Source organism: Nonomuraea sp. NPDC049504 (assembly GCF_040676845.1).
GTDB classification, from domain to species: domain Bacteria; phylum Actinomycetota; class Actinomycetes; order Streptosporangiales; family Streptosporangiaceae; genus Nonomuraea; species Nonomuraea salmonea.
Map to the genome: position 1 here is coordinate 247,345 of NZ_JBFAPT010000004.1, position 14,339 is coordinate 261,683.

At 72.3% G+C, this 14,339-nt stretch carries 13 protein-coding genes; 6 read left to right on the forward strand and 7 right to left on the reverse strand.

Going from position 1 to position 14,339, the window contains the following annotated elements; all coding sequences use genetic code 11:
• The first annotated feature begins 340 nt into the window (after positions 1–340).
• Positions 341–1,705 carry an NERD domain-containing protein kinase family protein gene (locus AB0K28_RS10175; RefSeq protein WP_345392263.1) on the forward strand — a complete coding sequence of 455 codons (1,365 nt, stop codon included), beginning with the start codon at positions 341–343 and terminating at the stop codon, positions 1,703–1,705.
• 38 nt (positions 1,706–1,743) lie between these two features.
• Here the strand turns inward: AB0K28_RS10175 and AB0K28_RS10180 are convergent, their stop codons facing one another.
• Positions 1,744–4,407, reverse strand: coding sequence for a BTAD domain-containing putative transcriptional regulator (locus tag AB0K28_RS10180; RefSeq protein ID WP_364367523.1), 2,664 nt, complete (start codon positions 4,405–4,407; stop codon positions 1,744–1,746).
• 112 nt (positions 4,408–4,519) lie between these two features.
• Here AB0K28_RS10180 and AB0K28_RS10185 point away from each other — a divergent pair, with 112 nt between their 5' ends.
• On the forward strand, positions 4,520–5,428 hold the full coding sequence (locus AB0K28_RS10185; RefSeq protein WP_364367526.1) for a M23 family metallopeptidase: 909 nt from the start codon (positions 4,520–4,522) through the stop codon (positions 5,426–5,428).
• A gap of 46 nt (positions 5,429–5,474) precedes the next feature.
• Here the strand turns inward: AB0K28_RS10185 and AB0K28_RS10190 are convergent, their stop codons facing one another.
• On the reverse strand, positions 5,475–6,278 hold the full coding sequence (locus AB0K28_RS10190; RefSeq protein ID WP_345392269.1) for an FKBP-type peptidyl-prolyl cis-trans isomerase: 804 nt from the start codon (positions 6,276–6,278) through the stop codon (positions 5,475–5,477).
• A gap of 95 nt (positions 6,279–6,373) precedes the next feature.
• On the opposite strand from AB0K28_RS10190, the gene AB0K28_RS10195 reads away from it, so the two are divergent.
• Positions 6,374–7,417 carry a DUF2293 domain-containing protein gene (locus AB0K28_RS10195; RefSeq protein WP_345392272.1) on the forward strand — a complete coding sequence of 348 codons (1,044 nt, stop codon included), beginning with the start codon at positions 6,374–6,376 and terminating at the stop codon, positions 7,415–7,417.
• Positions 7,418–7,428: 11 nt separating this feature from the next.
• Positions 7,429–7,800 (forward strand): MmcQ/YjbR family DNA-binding protein, encoded by a 372-nt coding sequence (locus AB0K28_RS10200; protein WP_364367530.1) that lies wholly within the window; start codon positions 7,429–7,431, stop codon positions 7,798–7,800.
• Between the two features lie 86 nt (positions 7,801–7,886).
• Here the strand turns inward: AB0K28_RS10200 and kynU are convergent, their stop codons facing one another.
• Genes kynU through AB0K28_RS10225 form a run of 5 tightly spaced genes read right to left on the reverse strand, consistent with a single transcriptional unit; the run spans position 7,887 to position 12,862 of the window.
• The gene (gene kynU, locus AB0K28_RS10205) at positions 7,887–9,080 is read right to left on the reverse strand and encodes a kynureninase (protein ID WP_364367533.1); all 1,194 of its coding nucleotides are present in this window, start codon (positions 9,078–9,080) and stop codon (positions 7,887–7,889) included.
• A gap of 14 nt (positions 9,081–9,094) precedes the next feature.
• Positions 9,095–10,216 carry an ABC transporter substrate-binding protein gene (locus AB0K28_RS10210; protein ID WP_364367536.1) on the reverse strand — a complete coding sequence of 374 codons (1,122 nt, stop codon included), beginning with the start codon at positions 10,214–10,216 and terminating at the stop codon, positions 9,095–9,097.
• Between the two features lie 18 nt (positions 10,217–10,234).
• Complete coding sequence (locus AB0K28_RS10215; protein ID WP_345392278.1) at positions 10,235–10,666, reverse strand: RidA family protein; 432 nt, start codon at positions 10,664–10,666, stop codon at positions 10,235–10,237.
• Entirely contained in the window at positions 10,663–11,460 is a 798-nt protein-coding gene (locus AB0K28_RS10220) for a fumarylacetoacetate hydrolase family protein (RefSeq protein ID WP_364367539.1), read from the reverse strand. The genes AB0K28_RS10215 and AB0K28_RS10220 overlap by 4 nt, the downstream gene beginning before the upstream one ends.
• Positions 11,453–12,862, reverse strand: a complete 1,410-nt coding sequence (locus AB0K28_RS10225) for an aldehyde dehydrogenase family protein (RefSeq protein ID WP_364367542.1) — start codon at positions 12,860–12,862, stop codon at positions 11,453–11,455. The genes AB0K28_RS10220 and AB0K28_RS10225 overlap by 8 nt, the downstream gene beginning before the upstream one ends.
• A gap of 119 nt (positions 12,863–12,981) precedes the next feature.
• Here AB0K28_RS10225 and AB0K28_RS10230 point away from each other — a divergent pair, with 119 nt between their 5' ends.
• Both AB0K28_RS10230 and AB0K28_RS10235 read left to right on the forward strand, forming a co-directional pair.
• Positions 12,982–13,686 carry a dienelactone hydrolase family protein gene (locus AB0K28_RS10230; protein ID WP_364367545.1) on the forward strand — a complete coding sequence of 235 codons (705 nt, stop codon included), beginning with the start codon at positions 12,982–12,984 and terminating at the stop codon, positions 13,684–13,686.
• A gap of 55 nt (positions 13,687–13,741) precedes the next feature.
• On the forward strand, positions 13,742–14,284 hold the full coding sequence (locus AB0K28_RS10235) for a VanZ family protein (RefSeq protein WP_364367548.1): 543 nt from the start codon (positions 13,742–13,744) through the stop codon (positions 14,282–14,284).
• Positions 14,285–14,339: the final 55 nt, after the last annotated feature.

Genomic DNA, 14,339 nt, shown 5'->3' on the forward strand with positions numbered 1-14,339 from the left:
ACTGGAAAATCTCTCGGCAAGGTCAAAGAGCCATCTGGATTTTTTGAGTCGGTTTTCCTGCGCTGCACCGGCGGCGCATGGGCGACACCGCGCGGGACCGCCATTGAACCGGTAGCGCCGATCGGCCGCGCCGCTTATGGGGGGTCCGTTCACCGGTCTTTGGGCAATGATCGACCGCTGCTTGGCGCTGGTACTCCGGCAGCAGGAAAACGCTTTTGGAATGGCCGCCGTATCACCGTGGTGAGACCGGGGACACCCGCGATGACGTGCGGGAACCATCGGCCGGCCGGGACGGCTCCCAGCGGGAGTCCGGGCCAGATCCCGTGCGAGGATAGTGGTCATGGCAGAGATCGTCGGCGGAGGACGTCCGGTCAACGACGCCGAGCGGCGCGTGATCGCATATCTGCGAGACCACGCGCCCGCCGACTGGTTGCTGCTGCACAACGTCGAGGTGCCGCGCGGGCACGACGTGTTCGAGGTCGACGTGCTCGTCCTGACCGGTCACTCGCTCGTGGTGGTCGACGTCAAGGGCACAAGGGGCCGCATCGAGGTGTCGGGCACGCGCTGGTTCCCGCCGCGCAGAGAGGCGTTCGGCTCGCCGGTGACGAAGCTGCGGGGCACCGCCAAGGCGCTCAAGGGCCTGCTGGTCTCGCGGGCCACCCAGCTCGAGCGGGTCTATGTCGACAGCCTGGTCGTGCTCACCTCACCCGACGCCGAGCTGGTCGATCCCGTCGGGCGCGACGCGGTCAACGTCACCGACCTGCCCGGCCTGGTGGCCACGCTGAGCGACGTCTCGCGGGTGCGCCGCGGCTGCAGCCCCGACATGCGCCCCTACGTCACGGCGATCCTCGACGCGCTCAACCAGACCGTCCGCCGCAGCACCGCGCCGCCCAGGTTCGGCAACTGGGAGGTCGAGGAGCAGCTCGGCGGCGACGCCAAGGTCACCGAATACCGCGCGTTCAACGCCACGCTGCCCGGCAGCGAGACCGTGCTGCTGCGCGTCTACCAGGCCGACCCGCTGGCCGACCAGGAGTCGCGGGCGGCCGAGCGGCAGCGCATCGCCAACGCCTACCAGACGCTGGCCCGCATCCCGCCCCACCCGTGCGTGGTGCGCTCGCGCGACTTCTTCGCCATCGACGACGAGAGCCGGTTCGTGCTGGTGCTCGACGACGTGCACGGCGAGGCGCTGCACCTGGCGATGGGCAAGGCCGCCCCGATGGGCGTGATCCAGGACCTGCTGCGCGGCCTGGCGCACGCCCACCTGCACGGGGTGGTGCACCGCGCGCTCACCCCCGCCTCCGTGCTGGTCACCGACGACGGCCACGCGGTGCTCACCGGCTTCGACTACGCCAAGCCGGGCCCGCGCAACTACACCGTGGCCCACGAGCTGGGCAACGTGCTCGACGCCCACTACGTGGCGCCCGAGTGCCAGGAGCGGCCCGACCTCATGACCACCTCCTCCGACGTCTACGCCGCCGGCGCCATCGCCTACCAGCTGCTCACCGGCCAGCTCCCGACCAGCTCCGACGCGCAGGGCCCCGACGTGCCCGAGGTGGTCCGCATGATGCTCGACCACTCCCCCGCCAAGCGGCCCACGGCGGCGCAGGCCCTGCAGGCGCTGCGCGACGCCCCGCCGCCGGCCAGGCAGCAGCAGCAGAAGTCGCGGCTCACCAGGTTCGTCCGCCGCATCGTGTCCCGTCCTTAGGCGCCTCACAGGCCGCCGCATCGTGTCCTTTAGGCGCCTCACAGGTCGGCGCGCAGCGCGTCGGCGTGCCTGAGGTAGTCGAGCGCGAGCCCGGTACGCCCCGCCGAGCGGTGCAGCTCGCCGAGGAGCTGCGTGCTCGACGCCTCCCCGCTGCGGTCGCCCAGCTCCTGGAAGATCTCCCGCGAGCGTTCGAGCCCGGTGGAGGCGAGCGTGAGGTCGCCGCTGGCCGCCTGTAAGCCGGCCAGGCTCTGCAGCGCGTACGCCCCGCAGTGCCGGTCGCCCAGCGACTCGAAGATGTCCAGCGCGTGCCGGTGGAACGAGATCGCCCGGTGCAGGTGCCCCATCTGCACGCACACGCAGCCCTCCCGGTGGGCGTCGCCCAGCTCCTGGGCCAGCCGCATGGCCCGGCTCAGCGACTCCGACGCCTGCGCGAGGTCGCCCGACTTCAGGCACACCCGGCCGATGGCCTGCCTGGCGTACGCCTCACCCGGCCTGTCGCCGGTCGCCTCGAAGATCGTCAGGGCGTCCCTGAAGTGGCCGAGCGACTGCGCGTACCGGCCGCGGAACTGGCTGACCGCGCCGAGGCCGCAGATCGAGGTGGCCTCCGCCCTGCGGTCGCCCAGCTCGCGGAAGATGCGGCGGGAGCGGGTGAAGGCGTCGGCGGCCTCGTCGTAGCGATCCTGGTAGAGGGCGACCTGGGCGAGGCCCCTGAGCATGGCGGCCTCGCCGTACCTGTCGCCGGCCGCGCGGGCGGCGGCCAGGGCGGTGGTGTGGGTGCTCCGCCAGGTGTCGAGGTGGCAGCGCAGGTCCAGGTACGGCACCATCGCGGCGGCCAGCCCCCACGCCGACTCGGCGGCCCCGTTGCCCGCCGCCGTCTCCACGGCCGCGCTCAGCGTCTCGTGCTCCGCCTCGAACCAGGTCACCGGGTCGGAGGTGAGCCGGTCGAGCGTGGCGCCGGGCAGCCGCCAGCGCGGCGCGCCCGCCGCCGTCAGGCTGAACACCGTGGTCGGCAGCCGGGCCATCGCGTGCTCCGCGGTCGCCGTCCACGCCGCGAGCACCCGTCCCACGGCCGCCGGGTCGCCGCGCTGGGAGCCGGCGTGCCGGGCGATCAGGTCGGGCACCCGGTAGCGCGGCTGGCCCATCTCGTCGGTGCCGACCGGATCCAGCAGGTTGACGTCCACCAGCAGGTCGGTGACGTCGCCCGCGCCGTGGCGGCCGAGCGCGGCGTCGATCACCCAGCCGGGCTGCGCGGCGGGGCCGAGCAGGCCCAGCGTGGCCAGCGTGCGGGCGGCGTCGGCGGGCAGGCGCGCGTACCCGCGGTCGAGGCCCGTCCGCACCTCGCGCAGCTCGCCCAGCCAGTCGTCGTCCAGCCGCTGCCGCAGCACCGACAGCGACCAGCCGGGGCGGGCGGCCAGGCGGGTGCCCGCGTTCCTGACGGCGAGCGGCAGGTGACCGCAGGCCGCGACGATGGCCTGCGCGGCCTCGCGCTCCCTGGCCACCCGGTCCGCGCCGGCCACCCTGGCGAGCAGGGACAGCGCCTCGTCGGGCGCGAGCGGGCCGAGCTGGACGAGCGCGGCGCCGGGCAGCTCGGTGATCCTGCGCCGGCTGGTGACGATCACCGCGCTGTCGTTGCCGGGCAGCAGGGGGCGTACCTGGTCGGCGTCGCGGGCGTCGTCGAGCAGCATCAGCATGGGACGCTCGGCCAGCAGCGAGCGCAGCAGCGCGGAGCGCTCGGCGGTCGTCGGCGGCGGCGCCGCGACGCCGAGCGCCCTGAGTGCCTCGGCGAGCAGGTCGTCCGGCTCGCGGTCGCCCAGCTCCAGGTAGAGCTGCCCGGCAGGGTACGCCGTGCGTAACGCGTGTCCCGCCTGCACGGCCAGCGCCGACTTGCCGCAGCCCGGCGGCCCCGAGACGACCGCCACGGGATGCGGCAGGGCGAGCACGGCGACGGCCTCGGCCCTGCCGGTGAAGTCGGGCAGGTCGGGCGGGAGCTGCCGGGGCACGACGGGCGCGCTCTCGTCGGCGAGGATCAGCTCGTACGCGCCGCGCAGCTCCGCGCCCGGCTCGACGCCCAGCTCGTCCACCAGCCGGCCGCGCACGGTCGCGTACGCCCGCAGCGCCTCGGCCTTCCTGCCGCCCCTGTGCAGGGTCAGCACCAGCCGCCCCCACAGGTCCTCACGGTACGGCTGCTCCGCCAGCAGGCCGCGCAGCTCCGAGACCGCGCCGTCGTGGTCGCCGGCCGCGATGCGCCGCTCGATCAGCGCCTCGGTGGCCCGCGCGCGCAGCTCACGGAGCGGTTCGAGCCTGCGGTCCCAGACCGGGCTGCCGGGCAGGTCGCACAAGGGCGCGCCGCGCCACAGGGCGAGCGCCGCGTCGTACTCGCCCCGGTCGACCAGCTCCTCGAAGGCCAGCAGGTCCAGCTCGGACGCGGTCACGTCGACGGCGTAGCCGCCGCCGTCGGAACGCAGGACGTCCCCGCCGAGGTCGGTGCGGAGCGAGCTGGCGTAGGTCCGCAGGTTGGCCTGGGCCGAGCGCGGCGGCCGGTGCGCCCAGAGCACCTCGGCCAGCAGGTCGGCGCCCACCAGCCGCCCCGCGTCCAGCAGCAGCGTGGCGAGCAGCAGGCGGGGCTTCCTGCCGGAGATCCGGACGGGGTGCCCGTCGCGGCGGACCTCCAGCGGCCCGAGCACGTGGAAGGTGACCGTCATCCGCATCAGCTCCTCTACAGAGGCCTGACAGCCGTTTGTATCGGTTGTGGACAGTTTCTGTGCGGCTCGTGCGGACCCTGGGTCTCAGAGATCCCACGGAAAGGATCACCCGATGAAGCTCTACGGAGCAATGGTCGCGAGCCTCGTGCTGCTCGCCGGCCTCGGCACGGCCAGCCCCGCGGCGGCCGATCCGGCGCCGGAATCGGCGGAGGCCCAGATACTCGCGACGAACTTCCAGCTCCCCTTCCCCTGTGGCCAGTCGTGGACGGGCAACTCCAGCGCCAGCAGCGCGCACCGGTCGTACGAGATCGACTTCAACCGGGGCAGCACCGCGGACGCCGACCTCGGCGACACCGTGGTCGCCGCCGCCTCCGGCACGGTCGCGATCTCGGCGCACCAGGGCTCTGCCAACGGCTTCGGCAACCTCGTCAAGATCGACCACGGGGGCGGGTGGTCGACGTACTACGCGCACCTGAACGCCCGCTCGGTCAGCGCGGGGCAGTCCGTCTCCCAGGGCCAGAAGATCGGCACCGTCGGCAACACCAGCAAACCGGGCAACAACATCTCGCCGCACCTCCACTACGAGGTACGGCTGGGCAGCAGCTATCCGTCCAACATTCAGCGGGCCGTCTTCAACGGCACCACGTTCGGGTACCCGAACCAGACCGTGACCTCGCGCAACTGCGGCGGCTCATCGAACCCGTACACGCCGCAGGAGGTGTGCGGCTCCGGCTTCAGCGTGATCGACTCGGCCGCGCTCGGCAGCGACGGCACCGTCTACCTGCTCTACAACTCCAGCAACGCCAACAACTGCGTGGTGACGCTGAAGGCGAAGTCGCTCGGCACGGCCACCGCGACCAGCGCCTACCTGGAAGTGCAGGGCAGCACCCGCAAGACCGACTCCGGCAACTTCGCCTACTACGCGGGACCGGTCAAGGCGGCGGCGCGGGCGACCTGCGTCAAGTGGGGCGGCAAGGCCGGCTCCACGGCGTACAACAGCCCATGGGAGCACTGCAGCTGAGCCAGAAGCGTGAACCGGAGGCCGGGCGGCGAGAGGGCCGCCCGGCCTACGCGCTCGTGATCGTGTCGAGGATGTCGATCACGTAGAGCTTGGGCCGCTCGCCGGGCGACGGCACCGCGATCCTGCTGCCGACCCGCTGCCCGGCCAGCGCGCCGACCCAGGCGGCCGGCACCGCGCCCGCCTCCAGCGTGAACGCGCTGGGCCCGCCCCGCCGGTACGAGGAGTCCACGACCTCACGGGACGGCCAGGACGCGGCGACGTACTGGATGACGACCTTGGAACCGGCGACGACCTGCCTGCCCGAGCCGTCGATGAGCACTCGCGGCGGGTCGGCGGGCCGCAGGTCGGCGGGGACGACCGGCAGCGTGCGGCCGACGAGCCTGGCGTCCGGCGGGTAGCCGCCGAGGATGTCGAAGACGAGCACCAGCGTGTCGTGCGGTGAGACGCCGGTCAGCGGCACGTTGGGGCCGAGCGCCTCGGCGGCCGGGCTGACCAGCATGATCCGGCTGCCGGCGGGCCGGCCGATGAGCGACTGCCGCCAGGTCTCCGACACCTGCCGGCCGTCGAAGACGACCGTGGTGGGCTGGTTGCCGTCGTACGTGCTCAGGTACGGCTGGTTGCCCTTCCAGCGCCGGATGTCCACGTCGGCGAGCACCACGTCACCAGGCACCGTACGCCGCCCGCTGCCCGTCGAGAGCACCGTGATCTGCGGCGTCCTGCCCGGCTTGCCCTTGGGGATGGTGACGATCGGCCGGCTGCCGAACGGTCCGGACACGACGGGTTGCGTGCCCTCGTCCGTCAGCCCGCACGAGGTGGCGAGCACGAGCAGGGCAGGCCAGAACAGACGCACTTCTTCTCCTTCGGGGCCCGGATCCGAAGGAGTTACTTGCCGTAACCGGCCCAAGGAAAGCTTCGTGCCGCGCCATCACACGACAAACTTGGAGGATGTCCAAGCCCAACCTGGCCCGCCGGGTCGCGCAGGCAGCCGAGATCGCGCTGACCACCCGCAAGTACGTGACGTTCCTCGACGTGGTGACGGGGCTGCGCTGGCTGCACACCCGGCACGTGGACGTCTGGCGGCAGGGCAGGGCCGGCACGCTGGCGGAGCTGGCCGCGGTGGACGAGGAGCGGCTGCTCACCACGGCGGCCCTGCTGCGCGACTGGGCGCTGGCCAAGGGCCTGCGGCCGGTCGAGACCCCCTACGTCGCGGGCACCCGTGACCGCCGCGAGCTGCGCTTCACCACAGGTCCCGACCAGAGCCCGTTCCGCGTGCACTGGTTGTCGCCCGACCTGAGCGAGGCCAGGGTGCGCCGGCTCACCGAGGCGCAGAGCAAGGCGCCCGACCTGGTGGTGGTGGCGCCGCTTGAGCCGTTCACGTGCGCGTCCTGCCGCGGCACCGGCCCTTACCTGATCATGGAGGACGACGAGCCCCACTGCCTGACCTGCGCCGACCTCGACCACCTGGTGTTCCTACCGGCCGGGAACGCGGCGCTCAGCCGCCGCGCCAAGCAGGAGAGCGGCCTGTCGGCGGTCGTCGTCCAGTACAACCGGCGGCGCAAGGTCTACCAGCGCCAGGGCCTGCTGGTGGAGGAGGCCGCGCTGGCCGCCGCCGAGGAGCGCTGCCTGGCCGACGAGGAGGTACGCCTGCGCCGCCGCGAGCGCGACCGCGTCCGCAGGGCCGAGCAGGACGTCGAGTTCCAGGCCATGATGGCGGCCGAGATCGCCCGGTTGTTTCCCGGCTGCCCCGAGCCGCGCGCCCGCGAGATCGCCGAGCACGCCGGCCAGCGCGGCAGCGGCCGGGTGGGCAGGTCGGCGGCGGCCAGGGCGCTCGACGAGGACGCCATCACGCTCGCCGTGATCGCCTCCATCCGGCATCTCGACACCGACTACGACAAGCTGCTGATGGCGGGCGTGCCCCGGATGGAGGCCCGCGACCGCATCAGGGACGCCATCGAACACAAGCTCGAAGAATTCCGCCGGGCCGGTTAGGGTCGGAGGCTATGAGCGACTGGCACGACGTGCGGGAAGAGCTGCTGGCGTTCGCGCTGGGCCTGCCGGAGGCCCGCGAGGACCACCCCTGGGGCGACACCGTCGTCAAGGTGAACAAGAAGATCTTCGTCTTCCTCGGCTCCGACGAGCCGACCGGCCGGTGGGCCCCCACGTTCACCGTCAAGCTGCTGTCCGAGGCCCATGGCCACGCGCTGAGCGTCGAGGGCGCGCAGCCGAGCGGCCACGGGCTGGGCAAGGCGGGCTGGGTGACGGTGCCGTTCCTGTCGGAGCTGCCCGCGACCGACGTGCTGCTCGACTGGGTGGAGGAGAGCTACCGCGCGGTCGCGCCCAAGCGCGCGGTCAAGGAGCTCGACGCGCGCTGAGGGCCCGCCGCCCGCCCGTTGCCCGCCAGTGCCCGCCCGTGGCCGCCCGTGGCCGCCCATGGCGCCGGTGGGCGCGTGGCGCGCGGTCAGGTGACGGCGAGGCGGACGGCGTACTTCTCGTCGCGCCACAGCTCCTTGTCCAGCACCTCCAGCAGGGTCGCCGCGGCGTCGTGGACGTCGGTGTAGCCGAGGTAGAGCGGCGCGAAGCCGAACCTGAGCGTGTCGGGCGCGCGGAAGTCCCCGTGCACGCCGCGGTCGATCAGCGCCCGCATCACCGGATAGCCCTCGGGGTGGCGCAGGCTGATCTGGCTGCCGCGGGCGGCCGGGTCGGCGGGCGAGGCCAGCTCCAGCCGGTCGCCGACGAGGTCCACGAAGAGCGAGGTGAGCGCCATGCTCTTGGCCCTGACCTGCGCCATCGGCACGCGTTCCCAGATGTCGAGCGCCGCGTCGAGTGCCGCGAGCGAGAGCACGTGCGGGGTGCTCACCACGAACCTGCGCATGCCGTCGGCCGGTCGGAAATCGGTCTCGAACGCGAACGGCGCGGCGTGCCCGTGCCAGCCGGACAGCACGTTCTCGGCCGTGGCCTGGTGGCGTGGGTTGACGTAGAGGAAGGCGGGCGCGCCGGGCCCCGCGCTCAGATACTTGTACGTGCATCCGACCGCGAAGTCCGCGTCCGAGACGTCCACCTCCATCGCGCCCACGCTGTGGCACAGGTCCCACACGATGAGCGCCCCCGCGGCGTGGGCGGCGGCGGTCACCGCGGGCACGTCCTGGCGCGCGCCCGTCCGGTAGTCCACTTCCGACAGCAGCACCACGGCCGCGTCGTCGAAGCGCCCCTCGGCGAGGTCGCGCACCTCGTAGCCGCCGAGCAGCCCGGCCAGCCCCTGCACCATGTAGTGGTCGGTGGGGAAGTTCGCGGCGTCGGAGACGATCACCCGGCGCTCGGGACGCAGCCGCAGCGCGGTCGCCACCGCCTGGAAGATCGCGATCGAGGTGGTGTTGCCCACCACGACCTGGCCGGGGCCCGCGCCGATGAGCGGGGCCAGGCGGTCGCCGACGGTGAGCGGCTGCTCGTACCAGCCGGCGTGGTTCCAGCCGCCGACGAGCTGCTCACCCCACTCCTCCTCGACCGTGCGCCGCATCCGCTCCGCCGTACGGCGCGGCAGCGCGCCCAGCGAGTTGCCGACGAGGTAGATCACGCCTTCCGGCAGGACGAACTCGTCCTTGAAGGCCCGCAGCGGGTCCTGCGCGTCGAGGGCGAGGCACTGGTCGCGATCCAACGGTCGCTCCTAATTCATGGCGGAATGGTGGCTATGACGCTGTTCACCCCATTCTGATACTTGCGGGCGTACCAGTTCTGCACCGGATCGTGCTGATCGTTCAGCCGGAACGGGCCGCGCGGCCCCGCCAGCTCGCCCAACTCCCCCAGCCGCCGCGCCAGGTCGCCGCCCCTCGCCAGCGCGGCGTCGACGACCCGCATCGCGTCCCAGCCCTGCAGCGCCACCGCCGACGGGTTCCGTCCCGTCCTGGCCCGCCAGCGGGCGACGAAGGCGGCGTTGTCCGGGTTGCCGAGGCTGGGGGCGTACATGCCGACGCTCGTGATGCCCTCGGCATCCGGGCCGATCGCGCGCAGCACGTCCTCGTCGGTCAGGTTCATGCAGGCCAGCAGCGGCACCTTGGCGTCGTACCCGAGCTGCTTGTACGCCCGCGCGAACGCCACCGCCTCGCCGCCCGCGTAGAAGGCGAACAGCAGCTCGGCCTCCGCCGGGACGCGGGCGAAGTGCTCCTCGAAGCCGGTGACCGTGCCGGGCGGCGTCATGACGCGGGCCAGCGGCTCGGCGCCGTAGCCCGCCGTGAAGCCCCTGAGTGTCTCGACGCCGGCCTGGTAGTCGGAGGCCATGAGCACCACGGCCCGGCCCGCGTACCGCTCGGCGGCGTACCGGCCGGCCGCGCGGCCGTGCTCGTGGTTGGTGTAGGAGACGCGGAAGACGTGCGGGCCGGTCAGCTCGTCGGCGCCGGCGTTCGCCACGACCACCGGCACGGGACCCGTCGCCTCACCTGCTTCGTCGGCGACCGCCACCGCGACCGGTGAGGAGACCAGGCCGGTGAGGACGTCGGCGCCGTCCTCGATCAGCCGCCTGGCCTCCTGCCTGGCCCGGTCGGGGCTGCCCGCGTCGTCGGCCACGACCAGCCGGGCGGGCCGCCCGCCCAGACGCCCGCCGTGCTCGTCCAGATAGAGGCGCATGGCGGTCTCCATCTCGTCGCCGAGCGCCGCGTACACGCCGGTCTGCGTGATGATCGCGCCGACCTCGACCGGCCGCTCGTCACCGTCGGGCGGCGGCACCGCGCCGCCGCAGCCGGCCGCCATGAGCACCAGGAAACCGGCCACCGGCAGCCCCAGCACAGGGACGCGCATGGGGAGGCTCCCTTCAGCTCACGCCCGCTCCTGGGGGTGGTAGGCCACCGCCTGCATCTCGATCAGCAGGTGGGGATGCGGGAGCTGGTGCACCGCGACCGTCGTCCTGGTGGGCCCCTCCTCGTCGAAGAACTCGGCGTAGACCTCGTTGTAGCCCTTGAAGTCGTTCATGTTGACCAAGTACGTGGTGATCTGCACCAGGTCGGCCAGCGACCCGCCCGCGGCCTTCAGGATGTCGCCGACGTTCTCGATGACCGCCCTGGTCTGGGCGCGGATGTCGAGGCTGGTGGCGCCGTACCTGTCCACCTCGACGCCGACGAAGCTGTCGTCGGGCCTGCGGCAGCTCGTACCCGACACGTACAGGAAGTCGCCGGCCCGCTTGACGTGCGGGAACCGGCCTCGTGGCATGGCCTTGCCGGGCACCCGGATGGCCTTGGGCGGCGGTCTCACTTGCCGAACACCGCCCGTACCGAGCCGAGCCCCTCGATGCTCGCCTCGAACACGTCGCCCGGCTCGACCGGCACGATCGGGCCGAGCGCGCCGGTCAGCACCACGTCGCCGGCCCGCAGCGCGAACTCGGTGCGGCCGAGCCGGGTGGCCAGCCAGACGGCGGCGTTGAGCGGGTGGCCGAGGCACAGCTCGCCGGAGCCGGTCGAGACCTCCGTGCCGCCGCGCGTCATCGTCATCCCGGCCGCCCGCAGGTCGAGCCCGCTCAGCGGGACCGGCGTGCCGCCCAGCACGAACGCACCCGCCGAGGCGTTGTCGGCGATGGTGTCGGCCAGGGTGATGTCCCAGTCGGCGATCCGGGAGTCGGCGATCTCGATCGCGGGCAGCGCGAAGTCCACCGCCCTGATCACGTCGGCCACGGTGAAAGGACCGCCGGTCAGGTCGGCGCCGAGCACCAGCGCCACCTCTGCCTCGGCGCGCGGCTGCAGGAACCGCTCGTACGGGATCGGCAGCCCGTCGCAGTAGGACGTGTCGGCGAACAACATGCCGAAGTCGGGCTGGTCGATCCCGAAGCGCTCCTGGAGCACCCGGTTGGTGACGCCGATCTTCCTGCCGACCAGCCGGCGGCCCGCGCCGAGCGCCCGCCTGGTGTGGATCTCCTGGACGGCGTACCCGTCGGCCTGCGTGCTGACCAGGTCCCTGATCGGTGCGCAGGGCTTGCCCGTACGCGCCGCCTCCGCCAGCCGGTCGGCCGCCTGGGCGTGCGCGTCCACTGCCTGGGACCATTCGTCATGCATCGGGCTGCTCCAGTTTGATGGTGATCGTGGTGGGTTCTGAGTAGAAGTCGAGTGACCGGGTGCCGCCCTCCCTGCCGATGCCCGACAGCTTCGCGCCGCCGAACGGGGTCCGCAGGTCGCGTACGTACCAGGTGTTGACCCAGACCAGCCCGGCCTCAAGGCACTGGGCGACGCGGTGCGCGCGGTCCAGGCCGTCCGTCCAGACCGTGGCGGCCAGGCCGTACTCGCTGGAGTTGGCCAGGTCGATCGCCTCGGCCTCGCTGTCGAAGGGCGCGACGTGACACACGGGACCGAAGATCTCCTCCCGGTTGAACCTCGACCATTCCGACAAGCCTGCCACTACCGTCGGTTCGACGAAATAACCGCCGTCGCGGTGGTCGCCGAACACCGGCACGCCGCCGCCCGTCAGCACCTTGGCTCCCTCCGAGCGGGCCAGGGCGTAGTAGGACAGCACTTTGTCGCGGTGCGCGGCGGAGATCATCGGCTGCGGCTCGACCTCCTGGGCGCGGGCGGCCAGGCGGGCGCAGAACTCCTCGAAGATCGAGCGCTGGACGTACACGCGCTCGGTGCACAGGCAGACCTGGCCGCCGTTGGTGAAAACCGACCTCACCGTGCCCTCGACGGCCCTGTCGAGGTCGCAGTCCTCGAAGACCAGCCCGGCGTTCTTGCCGCCCAGCTCGAACGAGATCGGCTTGACCCGCTGGGCCGCGGTCCGCATGATCGCCGAGCCGGTCCTGGTGGAGCCGGTGAACGTCACCGCGTTCACGTCCGGGTGCTCGACCAGGAGCTGGCCCGCCGGCCCGTGGCCGAAGATGATGTTCACCACGCCGGGCGGCAGGCCCGCGGCGGCGCAGATCTCCGCGAAGATCGCCGCCGAGCCCGGCGTGTGCTCCGACGGCTTGACGACCACGGTGTTGCCGGAGACGAGGGCGGGCGCGAGCTTCCAGGTCATGAGCAGGAACGGCAGGTTCCACGGGATGATCGCGGCGACCACGCCGAGCGGCCTGCGCACGGTGTAGCTGAAGGTGCCGGACAGGTGGAAGGCGTCCTCGGGGCGCTGGGCGGCCATCTCGGCGAAGGCGCGGAAGTTGGCGATGCCGCGCGGGACGTCGAGCGTACGGGTCTGGTCGAGCGGGTTGCCGGTGTCGGCGACCTCGGCCGCCACCAGGTCGTCGAAGCGCTCCTCGATGCCCTCGGCCAGGCGGCGCATCCACCCGGCCCGCTCACCGACGGGCATCGCCGCCCAGTCGCGCGAAGCCTCCCTTGCCGCGCGTACCGCCCGGTCGACCACCTCGGGGTCGGCCTCGTGGACGTGCCTGACCACGGTGCCGGTGACGGGGTCGTGGACGGGGAAGCCCAGGCCCGCGGCCACCGGTCCGCCACCGATGAAATGGGTCAGCACCACACTCTCCTCATCTCTCCCTCGCTCTCCGGTAGGGATCGGGTACGCGGACGACACGGACCCACCGATCGCATCGTCTCGCCGGATCGCGGCGGGCGCCATGCGCGATGCTGGTGAACATGCAGACCCGCACCGATCGGATCACCGCCCACGACGGCACCTTCGACGTACGGACCTGGCTGCCGGAGACCGGCAGCGGGCCCGGCATCCTGCTCATCCAGGAGATCTACGGCGTCGGCCCCTACATCGAGAAGGTCGCCGGCGAGCTGGCCTCCAGGGGTTACGTGGTGGCCGCTCCCGACCTGTTCTGGCGCATCAGGCCGCACTGGCGCGGCGAGCACACGGAGGAGGGCACGGCGGCGTCGATCGAGCTGGCCCGCGACTTCGACCTGCCGCAGGGGGTGGCCGACTGCGCGCTCACGGTGGCGCATCTGCGCGCCATGCCCGAGGTGCGCGGCGGGGTCGGCGCGCTGGGCTTCTGCCTCGGCGGCACGGTCGCGTTCATGCTGGCCACCAAGGTCGGCCTGGCGGCGGTGCTGTCCTTTTACGGCTCGGCCGTGCCGGAGTCGACCGGGCTGATGGAGCGGATCGACGCGCCACTGCTACTGGTGTTCGGCGGTGCCGATCCGTTCATCTCGCGTGACCGGGTGGCCGTGGTGGAGGAGGCGGCGCGGTCGCGCCCGAACGTGGTGATGCACATCGAGGAGGAGGCGGGGCACGCCTTCCACAACAGCGAGGCGCCGATGTTCCACCATCCCGAGGCTGCGGAGCGTGCATGGGCGGTGGCGCTCGACTTCCTCGATCGGCAGCTGCCCGTCCGGTGAGACCTGTCCGAATGGACATCTTCCGGTACCCCTAGATCATCGCCATCATGGTCAAATGGCGCGGACGTGGGAATTGTGGGGAAATGTCATTATTGCTGGCACTATTGCACTTCCCCTCGCCTTGCTAGCAATCGTGCTGCTCGCCCGCCATCGCGTCCGCGCCGGCCACCCCGCGCCCCTGCGCGTCTCGATCGCCGACGTCGGCATCGCCGTGGGGACCGCTCCATGGATAGGGATGATCCTCACCCCCGCAAGCGGCGCGAGCGGCGTGGCGCTGGTGCCGTTCAGCGACCTCGCCGACCTGGCCGGCGCGCCATGGGACGAGGTGTTCGTGCAGGTCGGGGGCAATCTGCTGGCCTTCGCCGCACTGGGCGCGCTACTGCCCGTACGCAGCCGCGCGATGTCCTCCACGGCCAGGGTTGCGGCCCTCGCGGCGACCTTTTCGGTCATGGTCGAAGTGCTCCAGTACGCGCTTCGGCTCGGCCGCTTCTCCTCCGTGGACGACGTCATCCTCAACGCGACCGGCGCCGCGATCTTCTCTTTGGTTACTCGCCGCTGGTGGGCCGATCGAATACCGGCCGGGACCGTTCCACGGTAACGGTCTGCTAAAACGCTGCGGAATTCACCACTCGGGCACGATCCGCTCAAAATCC

What these genes read in the sequence shown, in the direction of transcription:
- AB0K28_RS10175 (WP_345392263.1), top strand. Translation starts at nt 341, where the DNA reads ATGGCAGAGATCGTCGGCGGAGGACGTCCGGTCAACGACGCCGAGCGG.
- AB0K28_RS10180 (WP_364367523.1), bottom strand. Translation starts at nt 4,407, where the DNA reads ATGACGGTCACCTTCCACGTGCTCGGGCCGCTGGAGGTCCGCCGCGAC.
- AB0K28_RS10185 (WP_364367526.1), top strand. Translation starts at nt 4,520, where the DNA reads ATGAAGCTCTACGGAGCAATGGTCGCGAGCCTCGTGCTGCTCGCCGGC.
- AB0K28_RS10195 (WP_345392272.1), top strand. Translation starts at nt 6,374, where the DNA reads ATGTCCAAGCCCAACCTGGCCCGCCGGGTCGCGCAGGCAGCCGAGATC.
- AB0K28_RS10200 (WP_364367530.1), top strand. Translation starts at nt 7,429, where the DNA reads ATGAGCGACTGGCACGACGTGCGGGAAGAGCTGCTGGCGTTCGCGCTG.
- AB0K28_RS10210 (WP_364367536.1), bottom strand. Translation starts at nt 10,216, where the DNA reads ATGCGCGTCCCTGTGCTGGGGCTGCCGGTGGCCGGTTTCCTGGTGCTC.
- AB0K28_RS10220 (WP_364367539.1), bottom strand. Translation starts at nt 11,460, where the DNA reads ATGCATGACGAATGGTCCCAGGCAGTGGACGCGCACGCCCAGGCGGCC.
- AB0K28_RS10230 (WP_364367545.1), top strand. Translation starts at nt 12,982, where the DNA reads ATGCAGACCCGCACCGATCGGATCACCGCCCACGACGGCACCTTCGAC.
- AB0K28_RS10235 (WP_364367548.1), top strand. Translation starts at nt 13,742, where the DNA reads ATGGCGCGGACGTGGGAATTGTGGGGAAATGTCATTATTGCTGGCACT.